The sequence below is a fragment of the Kineococcus sp. G2 genome (assembly GCF_037154035.1).
Taxonomy (GTDB): domain Bacteria; phylum Actinomycetota; class Actinomycetes; order Actinomycetales; family Kineococcaceae; genus Kineococcus.
In genome coordinates, this window is the sequence record NZ_JBBBEM010000047.1 from 1 (window position 1) to 18,728 (window position 18,728).

The 18,728-nt window shown below is 74.9% G+C and carries 16 protein-coding genes and 1 pseudogene; 13 read left to right on the forward strand and 4 right to left on the reverse strand.

The features are described from left to right. The coding region (locus V9U69_RS08590) for a ribonuclease Z (RefSeq protein ID WP_337061188.1) at positions 1–854 on the reverse strand (854 nt) is incomplete at its 3' end. A 97-nt stretch (positions 855–951) separates the two neighbouring features. Here V9U69_RS08590 and V9U69_RS08595 point away from each other — a divergent pair. The 5 genes from V9U69_RS08595 to clpB all read left to right on the forward strand — a co-directional run bounded on the left by V9U69_RS08595 (position 952) and on the right by clpB (position 7,070). Next, complete coding sequence (locus V9U69_RS08595; protein ID WP_337061189.1) at positions 952–1,938, forward strand: SPFH domain-containing protein; 987 nt, start codon at positions 952–954, stop codon at positions 1,936–1,938. After that, on the forward strand, positions 1,935–2,219 hold the full coding sequence (locus tag V9U69_RS08600; RefSeq protein WP_337061190.1) for a hypothetical protein: 285 nt from the start codon (positions 1,935–1,937) through the stop codon (positions 2,217–2,219). Before V9U69_RS08595 ends, V9U69_RS08600 begins: the two co-directional genes overlap by 4 nt. Positions 2,220–2,311: 92 nt before the next feature. Next, a complete protein-coding gene (locus V9U69_RS08605; RefSeq protein ID WP_442907683.1) occupies positions 2,312–3,460 on the forward strand; it encodes a zinc-dependent alcohol dehydrogenase in 1,149 nt (382 codons plus the stop codon). Positions 3,461–3,474: 14 nt separating this feature from the next. Beyond that, positions 3,475–4,098, forward strand: a complete 624-nt coding sequence (locus V9U69_RS08610) for a hypothetical protein (RefSeq protein WP_337061192.1) — start codon at positions 3,475–3,477, stop codon at positions 4,096–4,098. A gap of 320 nt (positions 4,099–4,418) precedes the next feature. Further along, the gene (gene clpB, locus V9U69_RS08615) at positions 4,419–7,070 is read left to right on the forward strand and encodes an ATP-dependent chaperone ClpB (protein WP_337061194.1); all 2,652 of its coding nucleotides are present in this window, start codon (positions 4,419–4,421) and stop codon (positions 7,068–7,070) included. A gap of 89 nt (positions 7,071–7,159) precedes the next feature. Here the strand turns inward: clpB and V9U69_RS08620 are convergent, their stop codons facing one another. Further along, entirely contained in the window at positions 7,160–8,749 is a 1,590-nt protein-coding gene (locus V9U69_RS08620; protein WP_337061196.1) for an alkaline phosphatase D family protein, read from the reverse strand. Between the two features lie 259 nt (positions 8,750–9,008). On the opposite strand from V9U69_RS08620, the gene V9U69_RS08625 reads away from it, so the two are divergent. From V9U69_RS08625 to V9U69_RS08640, 4 genes are all read left to right on the forward strand, one after another. Continuing rightward, entirely contained in the window at positions 9,009–10,331 is a 1,323-nt protein-coding gene (locus V9U69_RS08625) for an FUSC family protein (RefSeq protein WP_337061197.1), read from the forward strand. A 127-nt stretch (positions 10,332–10,458) separates the two neighbouring features. Then, the gene (locus V9U69_RS08630; protein WP_337061198.1) at positions 10,459–11,496 is read left to right on the forward strand and encodes a mechanosensitive ion channel family protein; all 1,038 of its coding nucleotides are present in this window, start codon (positions 10,459–10,461) and stop codon (positions 11,494–11,496) included. A 159-nt stretch (positions 11,497–11,655) separates the two neighbouring features. Further along, entirely contained in the window at positions 11,656–12,843 is a 1,188-nt protein-coding gene (locus V9U69_RS08635) for a glycosyltransferase family 2 protein (RefSeq protein WP_337061199.1), read from the forward strand. A 12-nt stretch (positions 12,844–12,855) separates the two neighbouring features. Then, entirely contained in the window at positions 12,856–13,029 is a 174-nt protein-coding gene (locus V9U69_RS08640; RefSeq protein WP_337061200.1) for a hypothetical protein, read from the forward strand. A 26-nt stretch (positions 13,030–13,055) separates the two neighbouring features. On the opposite strand, the gene V9U69_RS08645 is transcribed toward V9U69_RS08640, so the two are convergent. Together V9U69_RS08645 and V9U69_RS08655 are read right to left on the reverse strand one after the other, a co-directional pair. Continuing rightward, the gene (locus V9U69_RS08645; RefSeq protein WP_442907684.1) at positions 13,056–14,045 is read right to left on the reverse strand and encodes a P1 family peptidase; all 990 of its coding nucleotides are present in this window, start codon (positions 14,043–14,045) and stop codon (positions 13,056–13,058) included. Beyond that, a pseudogene (locus V9U69_RS08655) lies at positions 14,033–14,799 on the reverse strand (AraC family transcriptional regulator). Before V9U69_RS08655 ends, V9U69_RS08645 begins: the two are co-directional and overlap by 13 nt. Before the next feature lie 106 nt (positions 14,800–14,905). Between V9U69_RS08655 and V9U69_RS08660 the strand changes: the two are divergent. From V9U69_RS08660 to V9U69_RS08675, 4 genes are all read left to right on the forward strand, one after another. After that, entirely contained in the window at positions 14,906–15,346 is a 441-nt protein-coding gene (locus V9U69_RS08660; protein ID WP_337061207.1) for a DUF2000 domain-containing protein, read from the forward strand. Positions 15,347–15,485: 139 nt separating this feature from the next. Continuing rightward, a complete protein-coding gene (locus tag V9U69_RS08665; RefSeq protein WP_337061208.1) occupies positions 15,486–16,829 on the forward strand; it encodes an ABC transporter substrate-binding protein in 1,344 nt (447 codons plus the stop codon). Further along, positions 16,826–17,785, forward strand: coding sequence for a carbohydrate ABC transporter permease (locus V9U69_RS08670; RefSeq protein ID WP_337061209.1), 960 nt, complete (start codon positions 16,826–16,828; stop codon positions 17,783–17,785). Before V9U69_RS08665 ends, V9U69_RS08670 begins: the two co-directional genes overlap by 4 nt. 44 nt (positions 17,786–17,829) lie before the next feature. Continuing rightward, positions 17,830–18,699: a carbohydrate ABC transporter permease gene (locus tag V9U69_RS08675; protein WP_442907685.1), complete on the forward strand. Its 870-nt coding sequence runs from the start codon at positions 17,830–17,832 to the stop codon at positions 18,697–18,699. Positions 18,700–18,728 lie beyond the last annotated feature (29 nt).

The window sequence follows — 18,728 nt, forward strand, 5'->3', positions numbered from 1 at the left end:
AGGCCCGCGACCGCCTCGCGGGCCTCGGCGCCGAGCTCGTCCAGGTCCCCGTAGCGCGCCGAGAAGTGCGTGAGCACCAGGCGGCGCACGCCCGCGCGCGCCGCCGCCTCGCCGGCCTGCCGCGCGGTCAGGTGGGCGTACTCGCGCGCCAGGTGCGCGTCGCGGTCCAGGTAGGTGGACTCCACGACCGCCAGGTCCGCCCCGCGCAGCAACCCCTCCACCGCCGGGCAGGCCCGGGTGTCCATGACGAGCGCGAACACCTGGCCCGGCCGCGGTTCGGTCACCTCGGCCAGCCGCACCCCGCGCAGCTCGCCCTCGCGCTGCAGCGTGCGCACCTCGGGGCCGGAGATCCCGGCCGCCGCCAGGGCCTCGGGGCGGAACCGCACGCCGTCGGGCTCGGTGAGGCGGTAGCCGATCGCGGGCACCCGGTGCTCCAGGGCCCGCGCCGTCAGCGAGCACCCGGCCACCTCGGCCACCGGCACCTCCTCGTCCCGCACCGGCACACCGCTGACGCGGGCGTCGACGTCGGCGTCGGCGACCGCGGCCAGGGCCCGCAGGTGCGGCACGGCCTCCTCGGGGCCGTGGACGGTCACGGAGCGGCCGGGGGAGTCCAGCGCCATCCGGTTCAGCACGCCCGGCAGGCCCATGCAGTGGTCGTTGTGGCGGTGGGTCACGCAGATCCGCTCCACGCGCGGGGAGGCGACGCCGCCGAGGACCATCTGCCGCTGGGTGCCCTCGCCGGCCTCGAACAGCACGGACGCGGAGTCCCACCGCAGCAGGTGGGCGTTGTGGTTCCGGGTGCGGGTGGGTGCCTGGCTGGCGGTGCCCAGGACGACGAGTTCGCGCGCTGCCACCCACCCAGCCTGCCCCCTGCCCGGCCCCGCCGCCGCCCCTCGACACCGGGTTAGCAAAGTGATATCACTTTAAGGACCAGCCCGAGAGGAGACCACCGTGTCCCGCACCGCCGAGGACCCGCGCGCCGAAGCCCGCCGCGCCGACGACCAGAGCCCCTCCGCCGCCCCGCCGGCCACCACCCCGGTCGGCCACGACGGCGCGCGCGTCGACATCGCCGAGCGTCCCGCCCACCACCTGCACGGCGCGCGGGCCCTGCTCGCCGTCCTGGCTCCCGCCGCGCTGACCGCCGTGCTCGCGGCCCTGGCCCTCGCCCTGCCCGACGCCCGACCGGTCCTGTGGGCGCTCGCCGCCCTGGCGGGGCTGGCCACCCTGGTGCTGCTGACCTCGCTGCGCACCGTGCAGCCCGGGCAGACCCGCGTCGTGCAGTTCTTCGGCCGCTACACCGGCACCGTGCGCGACCCCGGGCTCGTCATGGTCGTCCCGCTGTCCACCACCGTGAGCGTCTCCGTGCGGGTGCGGAACTTCGAGACCGGCCGGCTGAAGGTCAACGACGCCACCGGTTCCCCCGTCGAGGTCGCCGCCATCGTCGTGTGGCAGGTCGCCGACACCGCCCAGTCCACGTTCGCGGTGGAGGACTACGACGAGTTCGTCGAGATGCAGAGCGAGTCCGCGCTGCGCCACGTCGTCACCACCCACCCCTACGACGCCCCCTCCGCCGGTGCCACCTCGCTGCGCGGGTCCACCGACGTCGTCGCCGACGAGCTGGCCCACGAGGTCGCCGCCCGCGTCGCCGTCGCCGGCGTGGAGGTCGTGGAGGTGCGCATCACGCACCTGGCGTACGCGCCGGAGATCGCCCAGGCGATGCTGCAGCGCCAGCAGGCCTCCGCCATCGTGGCCGCGCGCGAGCAGATCGTCGCCGGCGCGGTCGGGATGGTCGAGCTCGCCCTGGCCCGGCTGCAGGAGCTGGACGTGGTCGAGCTCGACGAGGAGCGCAAGGCGGCGATGGTCAGCAACCTGCTGGTCGTGCTGTGCGGGGACGGCCGGGCCACCCCCGTCGTCAACACCGGCACGCTGTACGGGTGAGCGCCGCGGCTGCGGACGGGGCGCCGGACGGGCCGCCGGACGGGGTTCCCGGTGACGGCGCCCCGGTGCGCGGGCGCAGCCGCAAGCAGGTGCTGCTGCGCCTGGACCCGGCCGTGCACGAGGCGCTGGCGCGCTGGGCCGCGGACGACCTGCGCAGCGTCAACGCGCAGGCGGAGTTCGTGCTGCGCGAGGCGCTGCGCCGGGCCGGGCGGATGCCCGCCGACGCCGGCGACCTGCCGCGCCGCGGGCGCCCGCCCTCCGCCCGTCGCGACGGCGGCTGACGCGCGGGGGTGCGGCACCGCTCCCGCGGGGGCACAGTGGGCGCCGACGGAGCCGGCAGCGGGCCGCTCCCTGCGAGGGCACGGAGTCGCCGGTGCGAGCCATGGTCTACCGCGGTCCCTACCGCGTGCGCGCGGAGGAGAAGGAGCCCCCGCGCATCGAGCACCCGAACGACGCGATCGTGCGGGTCACCCTGGCCGCGATCTGCGGGTCGGACCTGCACCTGTACCACGGGGCGATCCCCGACACCCGGCCCGGGACGACCTTCGGGCACGAGTTCATCGGCGTCGTCGAGCAGGTGGGCCCGTCGGTGGAGAAGCTGAAGGTGGGGGACCGGGTCATGGTGCCCTTCAACATCTTCTGCGGCTCCTGCTTCTACTGCGCGCGCGGGTTGCAGTCCAACTGCCACAACGTCAACGCCAACGCGACCGCCGTGGGCGGCATCTACGGCTACTCGCACACCGCCGGCGGTTACGACGGCGGCCAGGCCGAGCACGTGCGCGTGCCGTTCGCCGACGTCGGCCCCGCGATCATCCCCGACTGGATGCACGACGAGGACGCGGTCGTCCTCACCGACGCCGCCGCCACCGGCTACTTCGGCGCGCAGCTCGCCGACATCGTCGAGGGTGACGTCGTCGTGGTGCTCGGGGCGGGCCCGGTGGGCCTGCTCGCGGCGCAGTCGGCCTGGCTCATGGGCGCCGGGCGCGTCATCGTCGTGGACCAGCTGCCCGAGCGCCTGGAGAAGGCGCGCACCATGGCCCACGCGGAGACCGTGGACTTCACCGAGCACGACGACGTCGTCGTCCACCTGAAGCGGATCACCGGGTACCTGGGCGCCGACTCGGTGATCGACGCCGTGGGCGCCGAGGCCGACGGCAACTTCCTGCAGCACGTCGCCGGGGCGAAGCTGAAGCTGCAGGGCGGGTCCCCGATCGCCCTGAACTGGGCGATCGACGCCGTGCGCAAGGGCGGCACGATCTCCGTGATGGGCGCCTACGGGCCCGTCCCGAACGCCGTGAAGTTCGGCGACGCCATGAACAAGGGCCTGACCCTGCGGATGAACCAGACGCCGGTGAAGCGGCAGTGGCCGCGGATGTTCGAGCACGTCCGCAACGGCCACCTCACGCCCCGCGAGGTCGTCACCCACCGGTTCCCGCTGGAGCACGTCGCCGAGGGGTACCACGTCTTCTCGTCCAAGCTCGACGGCTGCATCAAGCCGCTCGTCGTGCCGGGCGCGAGCTGAGGAGGGGAACCGCCGTGACCGCGTCCGAGGGCGACCGCCTGGACCACCTCGACCCCGAGGACCCCGCCTACACCTACACGGCCGTGAAACCCCCGCTGCCGGAGACCCCCGAGCAGCTGCGCGCCCGCATCCCCGGCTGGGGCGTGGACCTGGACCCCGCGGACCGCCCGGCGTTCCCGCGCGAGCGGTTCGACCCGGACCTCAACGGCGCGCACTGGGAGTTCCCCGAGCGCCAGCCCGAGCGGTTCCCCCGGGAGCGCTCGATCGAGCACGCCTTCCTGACGCCCGTGTTCGGCACCGCGACCCCGCTGAAGGGGGCCTCGGGCGCGGTGCGCCGGTACGCGTACCGCTACGGCGAGGGCCGCACCGCGCACTGGCTGCTGCTCATCGCCGCCGACCGCGTGGACGCGCTGGAGGAGACGGTGAGGTCCTTCGCGAGCCGGCACCCCGACGACCCGGTGACGGAGACCGGGGTGCGGGCCGAGCTCACCCACCACGGGCTGCGCTCGCGGTTCGGGCGGGGGCGCAGCGACGTGCACCACCAGGTGCTGGACCCGGTCGTCGTCGCCGCGCCCTGGGTGCTGGGCGGTCTCGCGGGGTACCGGGCGGTGCGGGCGCTGGTCCGGCGGGTGCGCTGACCCCCGCTCCCGCGATGCCGCTCCTCGCGGTGAACGGCTGACGCGGAGTCGGACGTGGTGGGCAACGCGTGACGTCCTCGCCGCCGAGCGGTACGTCGACCGGCCGGTCGCCCCGCCTGCCCCGCTCGCTCTCCGTCCTCCCTCCCTCCCCCCTCGTGATCTTGCGCGGGTGAGCGCTCAGCCGTGCGAGATCACCGAAGGTGAGGGGTGGGGCGCAGGTGGAGTCGCGAGGGCTGGGGCAAGTTGAGTGGAACAAGCTCAAGTCTGGCATCGTTGTGCTCAGCGAAGTCGTTCCGCACCACTCGCCCGGAGGGAGCCCCGTGGACCTCAAGCTCACCACCCGCGCCCAGGAGGCGCTGGCCGACGCGGTCGGCCGCGCCACCTCCGCCGGCCACGCGCAGGTCGAGCCCCTGCACGTCCTCGCCGCGCTCGTCGCGCAGGAGAACGGCGTGGCCGGCGCCCTGCTCGACGCCGTCGGCGCCGACCGCGCCCTGCTGGCGCGCCGCGTCGACGGCGCCCTCGCCTCGCTGCCCAGCGCCTCGGGCTCCTCCGTGGCGCAGCCGCAGCTGTCCCGCCCCGCCGTGCAGCTCATGCAGTCCGCCGGCGACGAGGCGCGCGGCCTCGACGACGCCTACGTCTCCACCGAGCACCTGCTGCTCGGCGCCGCCGCCGGGCAGTCCGCCGCCGGGGAGGCGCTGCGCGCCGTCGGCGCCACCCGCGACGCGCTGCTCGACGCGCTGCCGGACGTGCGCGGCGGCGCGAAGGTCACCTCGCCCGACCCCGAGGGCACCTACAAGTCCCTCGAGAAGTACGGCGTGGACCTCACCGAGCGCGCCCGCAAGGGTGAGCTGGACCCCGTCATCGGCCGCGACGCCGAGATCCGCCGCGTCGTGCAGGTGCTGTCCCGCCGCACCAAGAACAACCCCGTCCTCATCGGTGAGCCCGGCGTCGGCAAGACCGCCGTCGTCGAGGGCCTCGCCCAGCGCATCGTCGCCGGCGACGTGCCGGAGTCGCTGCGGGGCAAGCGCCTCGTCGCGCTCGACCTGGCCGCCATGGTCGCCGGCGCGAAGTACCGCGGTGAGTTCGAGGAGCGGCTGAAGGCCGTGCTGGAGGAGATCCAGCGCTCCGAGGGGCAGGTCGTCACCTTCATCGACGAGCTGCACACCGTCGTCGGCGCCGGTTCCGCCGAGGGCTCCATGGACGCCGGCAACATGCTCAAGCCCATGCTCGCCCGCGGCCAGCTGCGCCTGGTCGGCGCCACCACCCTCGACGAGTACCGCGAGCGCATCGAGAAGGACCCCGCGCTGGAGCGCCGCTTCCAGCAGGTGTTCGTCGGTGAGCCCAGCGTGCCCGACACCATCGGCATCCTGCGCGGTCTGCGCGAGCGGTACGAGGCGCACCACAAGGTCGCCATCTCCGACGCCGCCCTCGTGGCCGCCGCCACCCTGTCCGACCGGTACATCTCCGGCCGCCAGCTGCCCGACAAGGCCATCGACCTCGTCGACGAGGCCGCGTCCCGGCTGCGCATGGAGATCGACTCCTCGCCCGTCGAGATCGACGAGCTGCGCCGCGCCGTCGACCGCATGCGCATGGAGGAGCTCGCCCTGTCCAAGGAGGACGACGCCGCCTCCCGCGAGCGCCTCGACGCGCTGCGCGCGCAGCTGGCCGACAAGCAGGAGCAGCTCACCGCGCTGACCGCCCGGTGGGAGCAGGAGAAGGCCGGCCTGAACCGCGTCGGTGAGCTCAAGCACGAGGTCGACGAGCTGCGCTCGCAGGCCGAGCGGCTGCAGCGCGAGGGCGACCTGGGCGGCGCCAGCGAGATCCTCTACGGGCGCATCCCCGCCCTGGAGCGCGAGCTGGAGCGGGCGCAGGCCGCCGAGGGGCAGACCCAGTCCGCCGACCACAAGCCGATGGTCGCCGACGAGGTCGGCCCCGACGACATCGCCGAGGTCATCGCGGGCTGGACCGGCATCCCCGCCGGCCGCATCCTCGAGGGCGAGACCGAGAAGCTGCTGCGCATGGAGGAGTTCCTCGGCGCCCGGCTCATCGGCCAGGCGAAGGCCGTCGAGGCGGTCTCGGACGCGGTGCGCCGCAGCCGGGCCGGCGTCAACGATCCCGACCGCCCCACGGGTTCCTTCCTGTTCCTCGGCCCGACCGGTGTCGGCAAGACGGAACTGGCGAAGGCGCTCGCGGACTTCCTCTTCGACGACGAGCGGGCCATGGTCCGCATCGACATGAGCGAGTACTCCGAGAAGCACGCGGTGGCCCGCCTCGTCGGTGCGCCCCCCGGGTACGTCGGCTACGAGGAGGGCGGTCAGCTCACCGAGGCCGTGCGGCGCAGGCCGTACTCGGTGGTGCTGCTGGACGAGGTGGAGAAGGCCCACCCGGAGGTGTTCGACATCCTCCTGCAGGTCCTCGACGACGGCCGCCTGACCGACGGGCAGGGTCGCACGGTGGACTTCCGCAACGTCATCCTCGTGCTGACCTCGAACCTGGGGTCGCAGTACCTGGTGGACCCGGAGCTGTCGCGGGCCACCAAGCACGACGCGGTGATGAGCGCGGTGCGGGCGAACTTCAAGCCGGAGTTCCTCAACCGCCTCGACGACGTCGTGGTGTTCGACCCGCTGTCCACGCAGGAGCTGTCCCGGATCGTGGAGCTGCAGGTGCAGCGCCTGGCCGACCGCCTCGCCGACCGCCGGCTCACGCTGGAGGTGACCGACGCGGCGAAGGACTGGCTGGCGCTGACCGGGTACGACCCGGCCTACGGCGCCCGGCCCCTGCGCCGCCTGGTGCAGCGCGAGATCGGCGACCGCCTCGCCCGCGCGATCCTCTCGGGCGAGGTCCGCGACGGCGACACCGTGGAGGTGGACGTGGAGAACCGCGACTTCACCGTCGACCTCGACTCGCCGGACTCCGCCCGCTCCACCGGGCTCGTCGTCCGGCGCGCGGAGGCCGCCGTCAGCGCCCTCTGACGTCGGCGCCCTGCGCCGTCAGCGTCCTGTGAGGTGGCGCGCACCGCCCGCCCCGGTACCCCGGGGCGGGCGGTGCCGTCCCCGGGGCGTCAGAGCTGCTGCAGCCCCGGGTTCCCGGCCTCCACCGCGAACGAGGCGCGGGTGCGCACCGCCGCGCCGGGCTGGGAGACGTGGTCCAGCACGCGGAAGTCCGCGCGCATCTGGTCCCGCTCCAGCCGGGCCACCACGTAGCCGCGCCGGTCGTCGGCGAGCTTGAGGTCCGGGTTGTCGGCCAGCTGGTCCGCGCCGTACCCGTCGGTGCCGTCACCGCCGGAGGTGATCGAGGTGCACACCAGCTCCACGCCGACCGCCGGTGCGCCCCCGGTGGCGGGGTCGAGCGTCAGGTCCGCGGCGAAGTGCTTGTGCACGTCCCCGGTCAGGACGACCGGGTTCTCCACGCCCCGCTCGGTGAAGCCGTCCAGCAGGCGCCGGCGGTCGGCGGTGTAGCCGTCCCAGGAGTCGGGGTTGAACCCGCGCTCCGCGCCGGGGACGTAGTCGTGCTCGTGCACCATCACCTGCTGGGCGACGACGTCCCACGTGGCGCGGGAGGAACCCAGCCCGTCCAGCAGCCAGTCGCGCTGCTCGGCGCCCAGGATGGTGCGCTCCGGGTCGTCGCGCTCGGGGCCCGCCGCCGGGAACACGTCGCCGCCGGGCTGGTCGCTGCGGTACTGGCGGGTGTCCAGCACGTGGAACGACGCCAGCCGGCCCCAGTCGAGGCGGCGGAACAGGCGCATGTCCGGGCCCTGCGGCATCGCGGAACGGCGCAGCGGCATGTTCTCGTAGTACGCCTGGTAGGCGGCCGCGCGGCGGGCGGTGAACTCCTCCAGCGTCGGGTAGGGCTCCTGCTCCTCGGCGACCAGGTCCGCGTAGTTGTTCTCGAACTCGTGGTCGTCCCAGGTCACGATCCACGGCGCCACGGCGTGGGCCGCCTGCAGGTCCGGGTCCGCCTTGTACTGCGCGTGCCGCTGCCGGTAGCCGGCCAGCGTGGTCGTCTCCGGGCCGGCGTGGTCGCGGACGTTGCCGTCGCCGACGACGTACTGGTTCTTCTCGTACTCGTAGATGTAGTCGCCCAGGAAGACGACCACGTCGGGCTGCTCCTCCGCCAGGCGCCGGTAGGCGGTGAACCAGCCGTGCTCGTACTGCGCGCACGATGCGAGCGCCATCGTCAGCGGCCCGCCCCAGGTGCGCGGGTGCGGTGCGGTGCGGGTCGTCCCGGCGGGGGAGACGTGGGTGGTGCGGCCCTCGACGCGGAACCGGTACCAGTACCGGTGCCCCGGGTGCAGCCCGTCCAGCTCGACGTGCACGCTGTGCCCCAGGTGCGCCGGGGCCACCGCGGTGCCGCGCTGCACGATCCGGCGGAAACCCTCGTCGTGCGCCACCTCCCACTGCACGGGGACGTCGCGGTCCGGCATGCCGCCGCGGCCGTCCTCGGCGTACGGGTCCGGGGCCAGCCGCGTCCAGAGCACCACGCCGTCGGGGGTGGGCTCGCCGGAGGCGACGCCGAGGGTGAACGGGTCGCCGAGGGTGTACCCCTGCGGCCACGCGCCCGCGGTCAGCAGCCCGGCGCCGAGGCCGGCGCCGAGGACGGTGGCGCCACCCAGCAGGGTGCGGCGCGCGAGGGGGGGACTGACGTCGGTCACGGGGTTCTCCTGTGGTCGGCCTGTGCTCCGGCGCAGGAGCCAACCGGTCGCGGACGGCCGCGCAGCGTCACCCGCGCGGCCGGTCGGTGAACGAGGTGGCAACAGCCGTGTGCGCCGGGCAACCTCCGGTGCGGCGCGGCGGTGGCGGCACCGCGCGGGCGGCCGGCTCGCCGGTGCGGCGCCGACGGGGCAGCGTGGGGTCCGCGCCGCGCGCGGACGCGGGCGACGCGGTGGTGGACGCGGTGCAGCGGGAGGCGCGATGACGGCGGTCGGGCGGGGCCGGGAGGCTCTGCGGGGAGCGCTGCGGGTCCTGCGCGCGCGGCGACCGCGCACCCCGCTGTGGCCGACGCTGGCCTCCACGGCGCGGCTGACGGCCGCAGCGGTCGTCTCCTACCTGCTCACCCTGGCCCTGACGCGGGGCCCCGTCGACCTGACCGGTTCCCTCACCTCGCTGCTGGTCCTGCAGGCGTCGGCGACCTCCAGCGTCAGGATGGCCGTGGTCCGGGTCGGCGCCGTCCTCACCGGCGTCCTCGTCGCCGTCGCGCTGTCCACCGTGGTCGGGCTCAGCTGGTGGAGCCTGGCGGTGGCGGTCGGCTCCTCCCTGCTGCTGGCCGCCGTGCTGCGGCTGGGCCCCCAGGCGCTGGAGACGCCCATCAGCGCCATGCTCGTCCTGGCCGTGGGCGGGCAGGAGATCGCCGCGGAGACCCGCCTGGTCACCACGTTCATCGGCGCCGGGGTCGGCATCGCGTTCAGCGTGCTGCTGCCGCCGCCGGTGCCCACCCGCGACGCGGTCGGCGAGGTGCGCGCGGTCGCCCAGGAGCAGGCCGAGTGCCTGATCGCCGCCGGCACCGCCATGGCCGCCAGCCCCGTCACCGAGGCCGAGGTCGCCGACTGGCTCACGCGGGCCCGGGCTGTCGCCGCCGTGGCCGAGCGGGCCGCCACCGCGCTCGGTGACGTGCGCGACCTGCGCCGCTTCAACCCCCGCGCCCTCGCCACCGCCGACGTGGAACCCGTGCTGCGCAGCGGCCTGGAGGCCCTGGACAGCTCGCTGCTGGCGCTGCGCGCCCTGTTCGTCGCCATGCGCCAGGAAGCGCCGGCGCACGCGGCCGGCGACGACGGGTACGGCCAGGAGGTGCGGGCCGCGTTCGCCGTCGTGCTCACCGAGGTCGCCGCCTGCCTCGACGAGTTCGGGGCGCTGCTGGAGGCCGAGGCGTCCGGCGTCGAGGCGGAGGTGGAGCAGCGCCTCGCGCAGAGCCTGGAGCGGGCGGGGGAGGCGCGCGCCACCCTCACCGAGCTGCTGCTGGTGGACGCGCGCGAGCAGACCTCCCTGTGGCTGCTGCGCGGGACGGTCCTGCTGGCCGTCGAGCAGGTCCTGGTCCCGCTGGACCTGGAGACCCGCGCCCGGGTGCGCGCCGAGCGCCCCCGGCGCGATCCGCCGCTGGCCGCCACCACGCCGCTGGCGCGCCGGGTGCTGCCGCCACCCGTCGTGCGCCGGTTGCGCCGGGTGCGGGCGCTGCGCCGGGCCGCCGGGCTGGACCCTCAGCCGCCCCCTCGGCCGGACCGGAGCGTGGACCCGCGCTGACCGCCCGGCCGCACCCGCAGCCGCGCCGGGCTGCGCGGGCCCGCGCCGCTGGGTACGTTCGACCGACCGCGGGCTCCCCGCTCGACCCGGGAGCTCCCGAGCCGCCGACCCCGGGAGGCCGTGCCCCGTGACCCTGTTCCGCGACGGCGGGGTCCTCGAGACGCCCGTGCTGGACGAGGCGTCCTCCGAGGCCGTGGAGCTCTTCGGGGTGACCCTGGTCGGCGTCAGCGCCACCACGGGCGTGAAGCTGCTGTTCACCGCCGTCCTCGTGCTCGCCGTGCTGGGGCTGCGGGCCGTGGCGCGCGCCGTGGTGCGCCGGGTGCTGGGCGGGCGCGTCGCCGACCCGCGCCGGTTCTGGGCGCGGCAGGGCCTGCAGGTCATCAGCGCCGTCGTCCTCGTCCTGGGCGTCTTCTCGATCTGGGTGACGCCCGAGACGGACCTGACCACCGGCGTCGGGCTGCTCAGCGCCGGCCTCGCGTTCGCCCTGCAGCAGGTGCTGCTGTCGCTGGCCGCCTACTTCGTCATCCTGCGCGGGGACACCTTCGGCGTCGGCGACCGGGTCAGCCTCGGCGGCGTGCGCGGGGACGTCGTGCGGCTGGGGTTCCTCAAGACCACGATCATGGAGATGGGGCAGCCGCCGTCGGCCGGGCCCGGACCGGGGGGCACCGACCCCGCCGGGTGGGTGCACTCGCGCCAGTACACCGGCCGGCTGGTCACCGTCACCAACGGCGTCGTGTTCGACGAACCCGTCTACAACTACACGCGCGACTTCCCGTACCTGTGGGAGGAGATCGCGCTGCCCGTCCCCTACGACGCCGACCGCGCCCGCGCCGAGGCCGTCCTGCTCGCCGCGGCCCGCGACCACGCGGTCGTCGACGACCCGGCCGCCGAGGCCGCCCTGGCCAGGATGCGCACCCGCTACGCGATGGCCGACGCCTCGCTGGAACCGGCCGTGTACTGGCGCATCACCGACAACTGGCTGGAGATGTCGCTGCGGTTCCTGGTGCCGCACCGGGGGGTGCGCGCCGTCAAGGACGCCGTCACCCGGCAGGTCCTCGCCGGCCTGGACGAGGCGGGCATCGGCATCGCCTCCGCCACCTACGACGTCGTCGGCCTGCCGCCGCTGCGCATCGAGGAGCAGCCCGGCGGCCACCGGCAGGGCTGACCGGCCGGCGCGCAGCCCGGCAGCGCCGCCCGGGTGAACCGCTCTCGGCTGGACGGATGACGCGACGTGACGAGGGAGCACTCACGGTCATTACCCGGCGCAGCATGGTGACCGGTCGCCGACTCGGCGGTGGCCGCGCTCCCCACCCGGAGGTCCCCCTTGCCACCCGCCATCGTCGTCGTCGTGCCCGCGCACGACGAGGCGGCCCAGCTCCCCGGCACGCTGCGGGCCCTGCAGCGGCAGACGCGTCCGCCGGACCGGGTGATCGTCGCCGCGGACGACTGCACCGACGCCACGGCGGAGGTCGCCCGCGCCCTGGGGGCCGAGGTGTTCGAGACGGCCGGCAACACCGACAAGAAGGCCGGTGCCCTCAACCAGGTGTTCGCCAGCCGCTTCCGCCGCAGCGCCACGGCGCCGCGGCGCGCGGAGCGGGAACAGCCGTCCGGCGGGGGGCGCCGCTCCACCGGCGACCGCCGGTGCACCTCCGGCGCACCGGCACGCCCCGACCTCGCGGCGGACGACCACGTCCTCGTCATGGACGCCGACACCGTGCTGTCCCCCAGGTTCCTGGAGACCGCCGCCGCGTCCCTCGCGTCCGACCCGCGGATCGGCGCGGTCGGCGGGATCTTCTACGGCGACCCCGGTGCCGGCCTGCTGGGTCAGTTGCAGCGCAACGAGTACACCCGCTACGGCCGGGAGATCGCGCGCACCGGGCGCGTGATGGTGCTGACCGGCACCGGCACCCTGTTCCGGGCCGAGGCGCTGCGCCAGGTCGCCGAGCAGCGCGGCCGCGCGCTGCCGGGGCGGCCCGGGCAGGTCTACGACACCCTCGCGCTGACGGAGGACAACGAACTCACACTGGCGCTGAAGACGCTCGGCTGGCGGATGACGTCGCCCGCGGACTGCGTGGTCACCACCGAGATCATGCCGACGTGGCGGGACCTGTGGGAGCAGCGCATGCGCTGGCAGCGCGGTGCGCTGGAGAACCTGCGCCACTACGGCCTCACCCGCACGACGCTGCGGTACTGGGGGCAGCAGCTCGGCATCGGGTTCGGCGTCCTCGCCTTCCAGCTCTACCTGCTGCTGGTCCTCGTCGTGGCCGTCGACCCGGCCCTGGCGTTCGGCCTCACCCCGCTGTGGACGGGCGTGGGCCTCGTCTTCCTGACCGAGCGCCTGGTCACCGTCTGGCGCGGCGGCTGGGCGGCCAGGCTCACCGCTGCCCCCCTGGTCGTGGAGCTCGTCTACGACCTGTTCATCCAAGCCGTCTTCGTCCGCTCGCTGGTGGACCTGGTGACGGGCAGGGAGGCCCGGTGGCACCACGTCGCCGCGGCCCCCGCGACGCGTTGAGGAGCGTGTGACGTGTACGGACAGATCAGCCTCGTCAGCAGCACCGGCGGCCTGGGCACCGCCGCCCTGCTGTGGTCCGGGGCGACGGGATCGCTCCAGCTCGCCGTCGCCGGCAGCACGTTGGTGTTCGCGGCGCTCGCCGTGGGCAAGCTCCTCCCGAAGCGGGGGAGCGCGCACCGCCGCTAGGGCCACGGGCGGCGCTCGCCAGCACGTCAGCCCGGCCAGCGGGGCAGCAGCTGCCCGCCGACCTCCACCGGTTCCGCCGAGGCCACCGCGTCCAGCACCGCCAGCCGCACCGCCTCCGCCGCCGCGGCCTGCACCCGCACCAGCTCCGCCACCCGCTCCGGGCGCGCCGCCGGCAGCGGCACCGCCCCGGTGGCGAGCGCGAAGACGGTGTCGCCGTCGGAGAGGGTGTGCACCGGGTCCAGCGCCCGGGCCAGCCCGTCGTGGGCGGCCGTGGCCGTGCGCGAGACCTCCGCCGGGTCCAGCGCCGCGTCCGTGGCCACGCACGCGAGCGTGGTGTTCAGCGCCGGCCCCGAGCCCAGCGGTTCACCGGGGACCCGACCGCCGCCCGCCGCGCCCGGCGCCACCGGCACCCCGAACGCGTTCACCACGGCGATCGCCCCGACCACCGCGTCGCCCACCCGCACCGACGCCGTGCCCACCCCGCCCTTGAAGCGGCGGCCCACCACCGCCCCCGTGCCCGCGCCGACCGTCCCGCGCTCGACGCGCGCACCGGCGGGGGAGGCGGCCGCGGCCGCCGCCTCGTGGCCCATCGCCTCCGTCGGGTGGTTGCCGAACACCCCGCCGCGGCCCAGGTCGAACACGGCCGCCGCCGGCACGATCGGCACCACCTCCCGCTCGCCCGGCCCGACGCGGAAACCCCGCCCGTGCTCGGCGCACCAGCGCTGCACCCCGTGCGCGGTGACCAGGCCGTACGCGCTGCCGCCGGTGAGCACCACCGCGTCCGCCGTCGGCACCAGCGTGCGCGGGTCCAGCGCGTCCGTCTCGTGGGTGCCGGGACCACCGCCGCGCACGTCCACCCCCGCCACCGTCCCCGGCGGCGGCAGCACCACGGTGACGCCGGTGAGCCAGCCGCCGCCGCGGCGGGTCACCTGCCCCACCCGCACCCCCGGCACGTCGGTGATCGAGCCGGGGGTGGCCGAACCGGGACCGCTGCTCTCGCCGCTCACGCCCCCCATCGTGGCCCCCGCCCGGCGAACCGCCCGGGGGTGACCCCCAGCAGGCGGCGGAAGTGCCGCGTCAGGTGCGGCTGGTCGTGGAAACCCGCCAGCACCGCCGCGCTCGCCGGGCGGTGCCCGGCCAGCAGCAGCCGGCGCGCCAGGTCCACCCGCCGGGCCGTCAGGTACGCGTGCGGCGGCATCCCCACCTCGCGCCGGAACGTGCGCACCAGGTGCTCCGGGCTCGCCCCCAGCTCCCGGCCGGCCGCTGCAGCGTCACCCCCTCCACCACGTGCGCGTCCAGCAGGTCCCGCAGGCGCGCCGCCAGCGGTGCGTCCCGCCGCGGCGGGAGCGGCTCGCGGCCCTCCGGCCGCCGGCGCAACCCCGCCACCAGCAGGGCCACCCGCGCCTGCGCCTCGAACTCCTCCCCGGGCAGCGCCAGCGCCGCGTGCAGGCCCGCCACCGCGCCGCGCAGGGCGGGACCGGCCAGCGCCGGCTCGTCGACGGCCGCGCCCACCAGGCGCTCCGGCAGCGCCTGCGGTTCCAGGTACAGCACCCGCTTGCGGAACCCCGCGCCCGTCGCCGCCCGCCCGTCGTGCGGGACGTGCGGCGGCAGCACCGTGACCGCGGAGCCCAGCGCGCCGCGGTGCCGGCGGTCCAGGTCGTAGCTGACCGCCCCCTCGTCGACGAGCAGCACCGTCCAGGTGCCGTGCACGTGCATCGGGTACGCGTGGCGGGTGAAGCGGGCGTGCAGGACCTCGGCGACGCCGGGCACCGCCGGCCGCCAGCTGCGCACCACCTCGGCCGCGCTCCCCGCCGTCCCCCCGGGCACGTCAGGAACGTACAAGACGACCCCCGGTACCCGGCGCCACGCTGCCGCCGTGAACGAGACCACCCTCGACGAGGCCCCCGTCCGGTTCGACACCAAGATCGCCGTCCTCCTGCGCGAGGACCTCGCCGCCTGGCAGCGCCTGAACGTCACCGCGTTCCTGGCCAGCGGCGTCACCGCCGCCCACCCCGAACTCGTCGGCCGGCCCTACGCCGACGCCGACGGCACCGGGTACCTGGCCCTGCTGGGGCAGCCCGTGCTCGTCCTGGAGGGTTCGGCGCAGCTGCTGCGCACCGCGCACCGCCGGGCGGTGGACCGCGGCCTGCCGCTCGCGGTGTTCACCGCCGGCATGTTCGGCACCGGCCACGACGCGGCGAACCGGGCCGTGGTCGCCGCCGCGCCCGGCGATCGGCTCGACCTCGTCGGCATCGCGCTGCACGGTGCGCGCGGCCGCGTCGACAAGGTCGTCAAGGGGGCGCGCCTGCACCCGTGAGCGCCGGGACCCGGCGCGCCGCTCCCCGCCCAGCGGGTGAGCCGGATCACCCCGCACGGCGGCCGGGGAGTTCGTGGCCCGGGAGCGCGCAGCGTGGTTAGTCTGCGAGCACAGGATCTCTCGACGACGAGGAGCCCACGTGCAGACGACACGACGCGGTGCGCTGGGGGCCGCGCTGGGTGCGGGGGCGGTGGTGCTGAGCGGGTGCGCCGCCGGTGCCGCCGGCGACTCCGTGAACCAGCAGCCCCTCAAACCCCGGGCCGACGGCCCGATCACCCTCACCTACTGGGCCTGGCTGAAGGACCTGCAGTCGGTGTGCGACCTGTGGAACGCCGAGAACCCCGACGTGCAGGTCAAGGCCGTGTGGAGCGGCGCCGGCACCAACGGCGGGTACACCCGCATGTTCGGGGCGCTCGCCGCCGGCGGCGGGGCGGACATCGCCCAGGTCGAGTTCCAGGTGCTGCCCAGCTTCCTGCTGCAGAACGGCCTCGTGGACCTCTCCCGGTACGGTTTCCGGAAACACCTCGACGATTACCGGGAAGGCGACATCGCCCGCGTCTCCGTCGGCGACAGCGTCTTCGGCGTCCCCCAGGACACCGGGCCGATGGGCTGGTTCTACCGGCGCGACGTCCTCGACGCGATCGGCGCGACCCCGCCGGCCACCTGGCCGGAGTGGGCCGACCTCGCGCGCGCCGTCAAGGAGGCGAACCCGGCGCACCGGCTGGAGGGGTTCAGCATCAACGACCCCAACGTGTTCACCAGCCTGTGCATGCAGGCCGGAGCCGCCTGGTTCACCCCCGACGGGGACGAGTGGGTCGTCGACCTCACCGGCGGGCCCACCCGCACGGTCGCGGAGTTCATGGACACCGCCTTCACGGAGGACCTCTACAACACCGCGCTCGCACCCTTCTCCTCCGGCTGGACCGCCGCGGCGGCCGAGGGCTCCATCGCGGCGCTCACCACCGGCTCCTGGGGCGACGCCCTCGTGCAGAGCGTCGGCGGCACCTCCGGGCTGTGGGGCGTGGCGCCCCTGCCGGTGTGGCCGGACACCGGCTACGGCTCGGCCACCCTCGGCGGCTCCACCGCCGCGGTGCTCGCCACCTCCCAGCACCCCGCCGAGGCGATGGACTTCATCCACTGGATGACGACCGACCCGCGCGCCATCGACGCCCAGATCGAGAACTGCGGCATCGGCTGGTCGCCGTCCCCGGACTACATCGGTGCCTCCCGCCAGCAGCCGTCGGAGTTCTTCGGCGGTCAGAACTACAACGAGGAGGTGTTCGTGCCCGCCGCCGACGCCCAGAACCCCGACTGGGTCTGGTCACCGATCTTCATCGAGCTCAACGACGCGCTCTCCGCCGTCTTCCGCGAGCGCGGCACCGGTGGGCGGCCCATCGTCGACGCCCTGCCCGCCGTGCAGGAGCAGACGCTGACCATCATGCGCGAGAAGGGCCTGCGGGCCCGGGCCGGGAGCACCTCGTGAGCGCCCCCGCGGCGCCCGCCGCGCGCAGCACGGGCGCGCGGCCGGTGGTCTCGCGGCGGCGCCCCGCCCGCGCGGACCGCGCCCAGCGCCGCGCCCCCTGGCTGCTGCTCGCACCCTTCCTCGTCCTGTTCGCCCTGACGTTCGTGCTTCCCATCGTCTACGCGATCGGGCAGAGCTTCACCAGCGTCGAGCGCCAGGGCCTCTTCGGCGAGGAGGGCATCACCTCCCGCTTCGCCGGGCTGGACAACTACGAGAGGGCCCTGGGGGACCCCGCGTTCGTCGACTCCATCTGGCGGGTGCTGCTCTTCGGCGTCGTCCAGGTGCCCGTGATGATCGTCGCGGTGACGATCCTCGCCCTGCTCCTGGAGTCCGCGTCGGCGAAGTGGCCCGCCTTCTTCCGCGCCGCCTACTTCGCCCCGTACGGCATCCCCGGCGTCATCGCCAGCATCCTGTGGTCGTTCCTCTACCTGCCGGGCTTCTCGCCGATCGTCGCGGGCCTGCAGGCGCTCGGGTTCGCCCCGGACTTCCTGGGACCGCAGACGGTCCTGTGGTCCATCGCCAACATCGTCACCTGGTCCTACGCCGGCTACAACATGCTGATCGTCATCGCGCAGCTGAAGGCCATCCCCGGTGAGGTCTACGAGGCGGCGAAGGTCGACGGCGCCGGCCCGTTCCGCCTGGCCTGGTCCGTCCAGCTGCCGCTGATCCGCCCCGCCTTGGTGCTCACGACCGTCTTCTCCATCATCGGCACGCTGCAGCTGTTCGCCGAGCCGCAGGTGATGCGCGCGGTCTCCCCGGCGATCGACGTGAAGTACACCCCGAACTTCGCGGCCTACTCCTCGGCGTTCTCCTACAACGACTACGGCGTCGCCGCGGCGCAGGCCGTCGTCATCGCCCTGGCCGCGTTCGTCCTGTCGTTCGTCTTCCTGCGACTCGTCTCCCGGAGGGACTCGTGACCGTCGTCCGCCCCGAGGAGGACCGCCTCACCACCGAGGTCGGCGTGCAGCGCGCCCCCCGGCGCGGCGCCACCCGCCCGCCGGCGGCGCGCACCATCATCGTCACCGCGGTGCTGGCGCTCGTCGCCGTCTACTTCCTCGTCCCCGTGTACTGGGTGGTCGTCGCCGCCTCGAAGTCCACCGAGGACCTCTTCACCACCAACGGGTTCTGGTTCGCCGGCTTCCAGCTCTTCGAGAACATCGGGCAGGTCTTCGCCTTCGACGACGGCCTCTTCGTGCGCTGGTTCCTCAACAGCCTGCTCTACGCCGGGGGCGGGGCGCTCGTGGCGACCTACCTCGCCGCCGCCGGCGGGTACGCGCTGGCGGTGTACGACTTCAGGGGCCGCAACCTCGTGTTCGGTCTCGTCCTGGGCGGTGTGCTCGTGCCGGGCACGGCCACCGCGCTCCCGCTGTTCCTCATGTTCAGCAACATGGGCCTGACCGACAGCTACCTCGGTGTCCTGCTGCCCAGCTTCGTGTCGCCGTTCGGGTTCTTCCTCTGCCGCATCTTCGCCGGAGCGGTGGTCCCCGCCTCGCTCGTGGAGTCGGCCCGCCTCGACGGGGCCGGTGAGCTGCGCATCTTCCACACCTTCGGGTTGCGGATGATGGTGCCGGCCCTGGTGACGGTCTTCCTCTTCCAGTTCGTGGGCATCTGGAACAACTACCTGCTGCCGCTCATCATGCTCGCCGACGAGCAGCTGTACCCGATCACCGTGGGCCTGGTGAACTGGCGCGCCCAGACCGACCGGCTCCCGGAGTTCTACGAGCTCACCACCGCCGGTGTCCTCGTGTCCGTGGTCCCGCTCATCGTCCTCATGGTCGTGCTGCAGCGCTTCTGGCGCGGTGGCCTCACCGAGGGCTCCGTCAAGGGCTGAGCACCGGCGCGGCGGCCGGGGGACCGGCC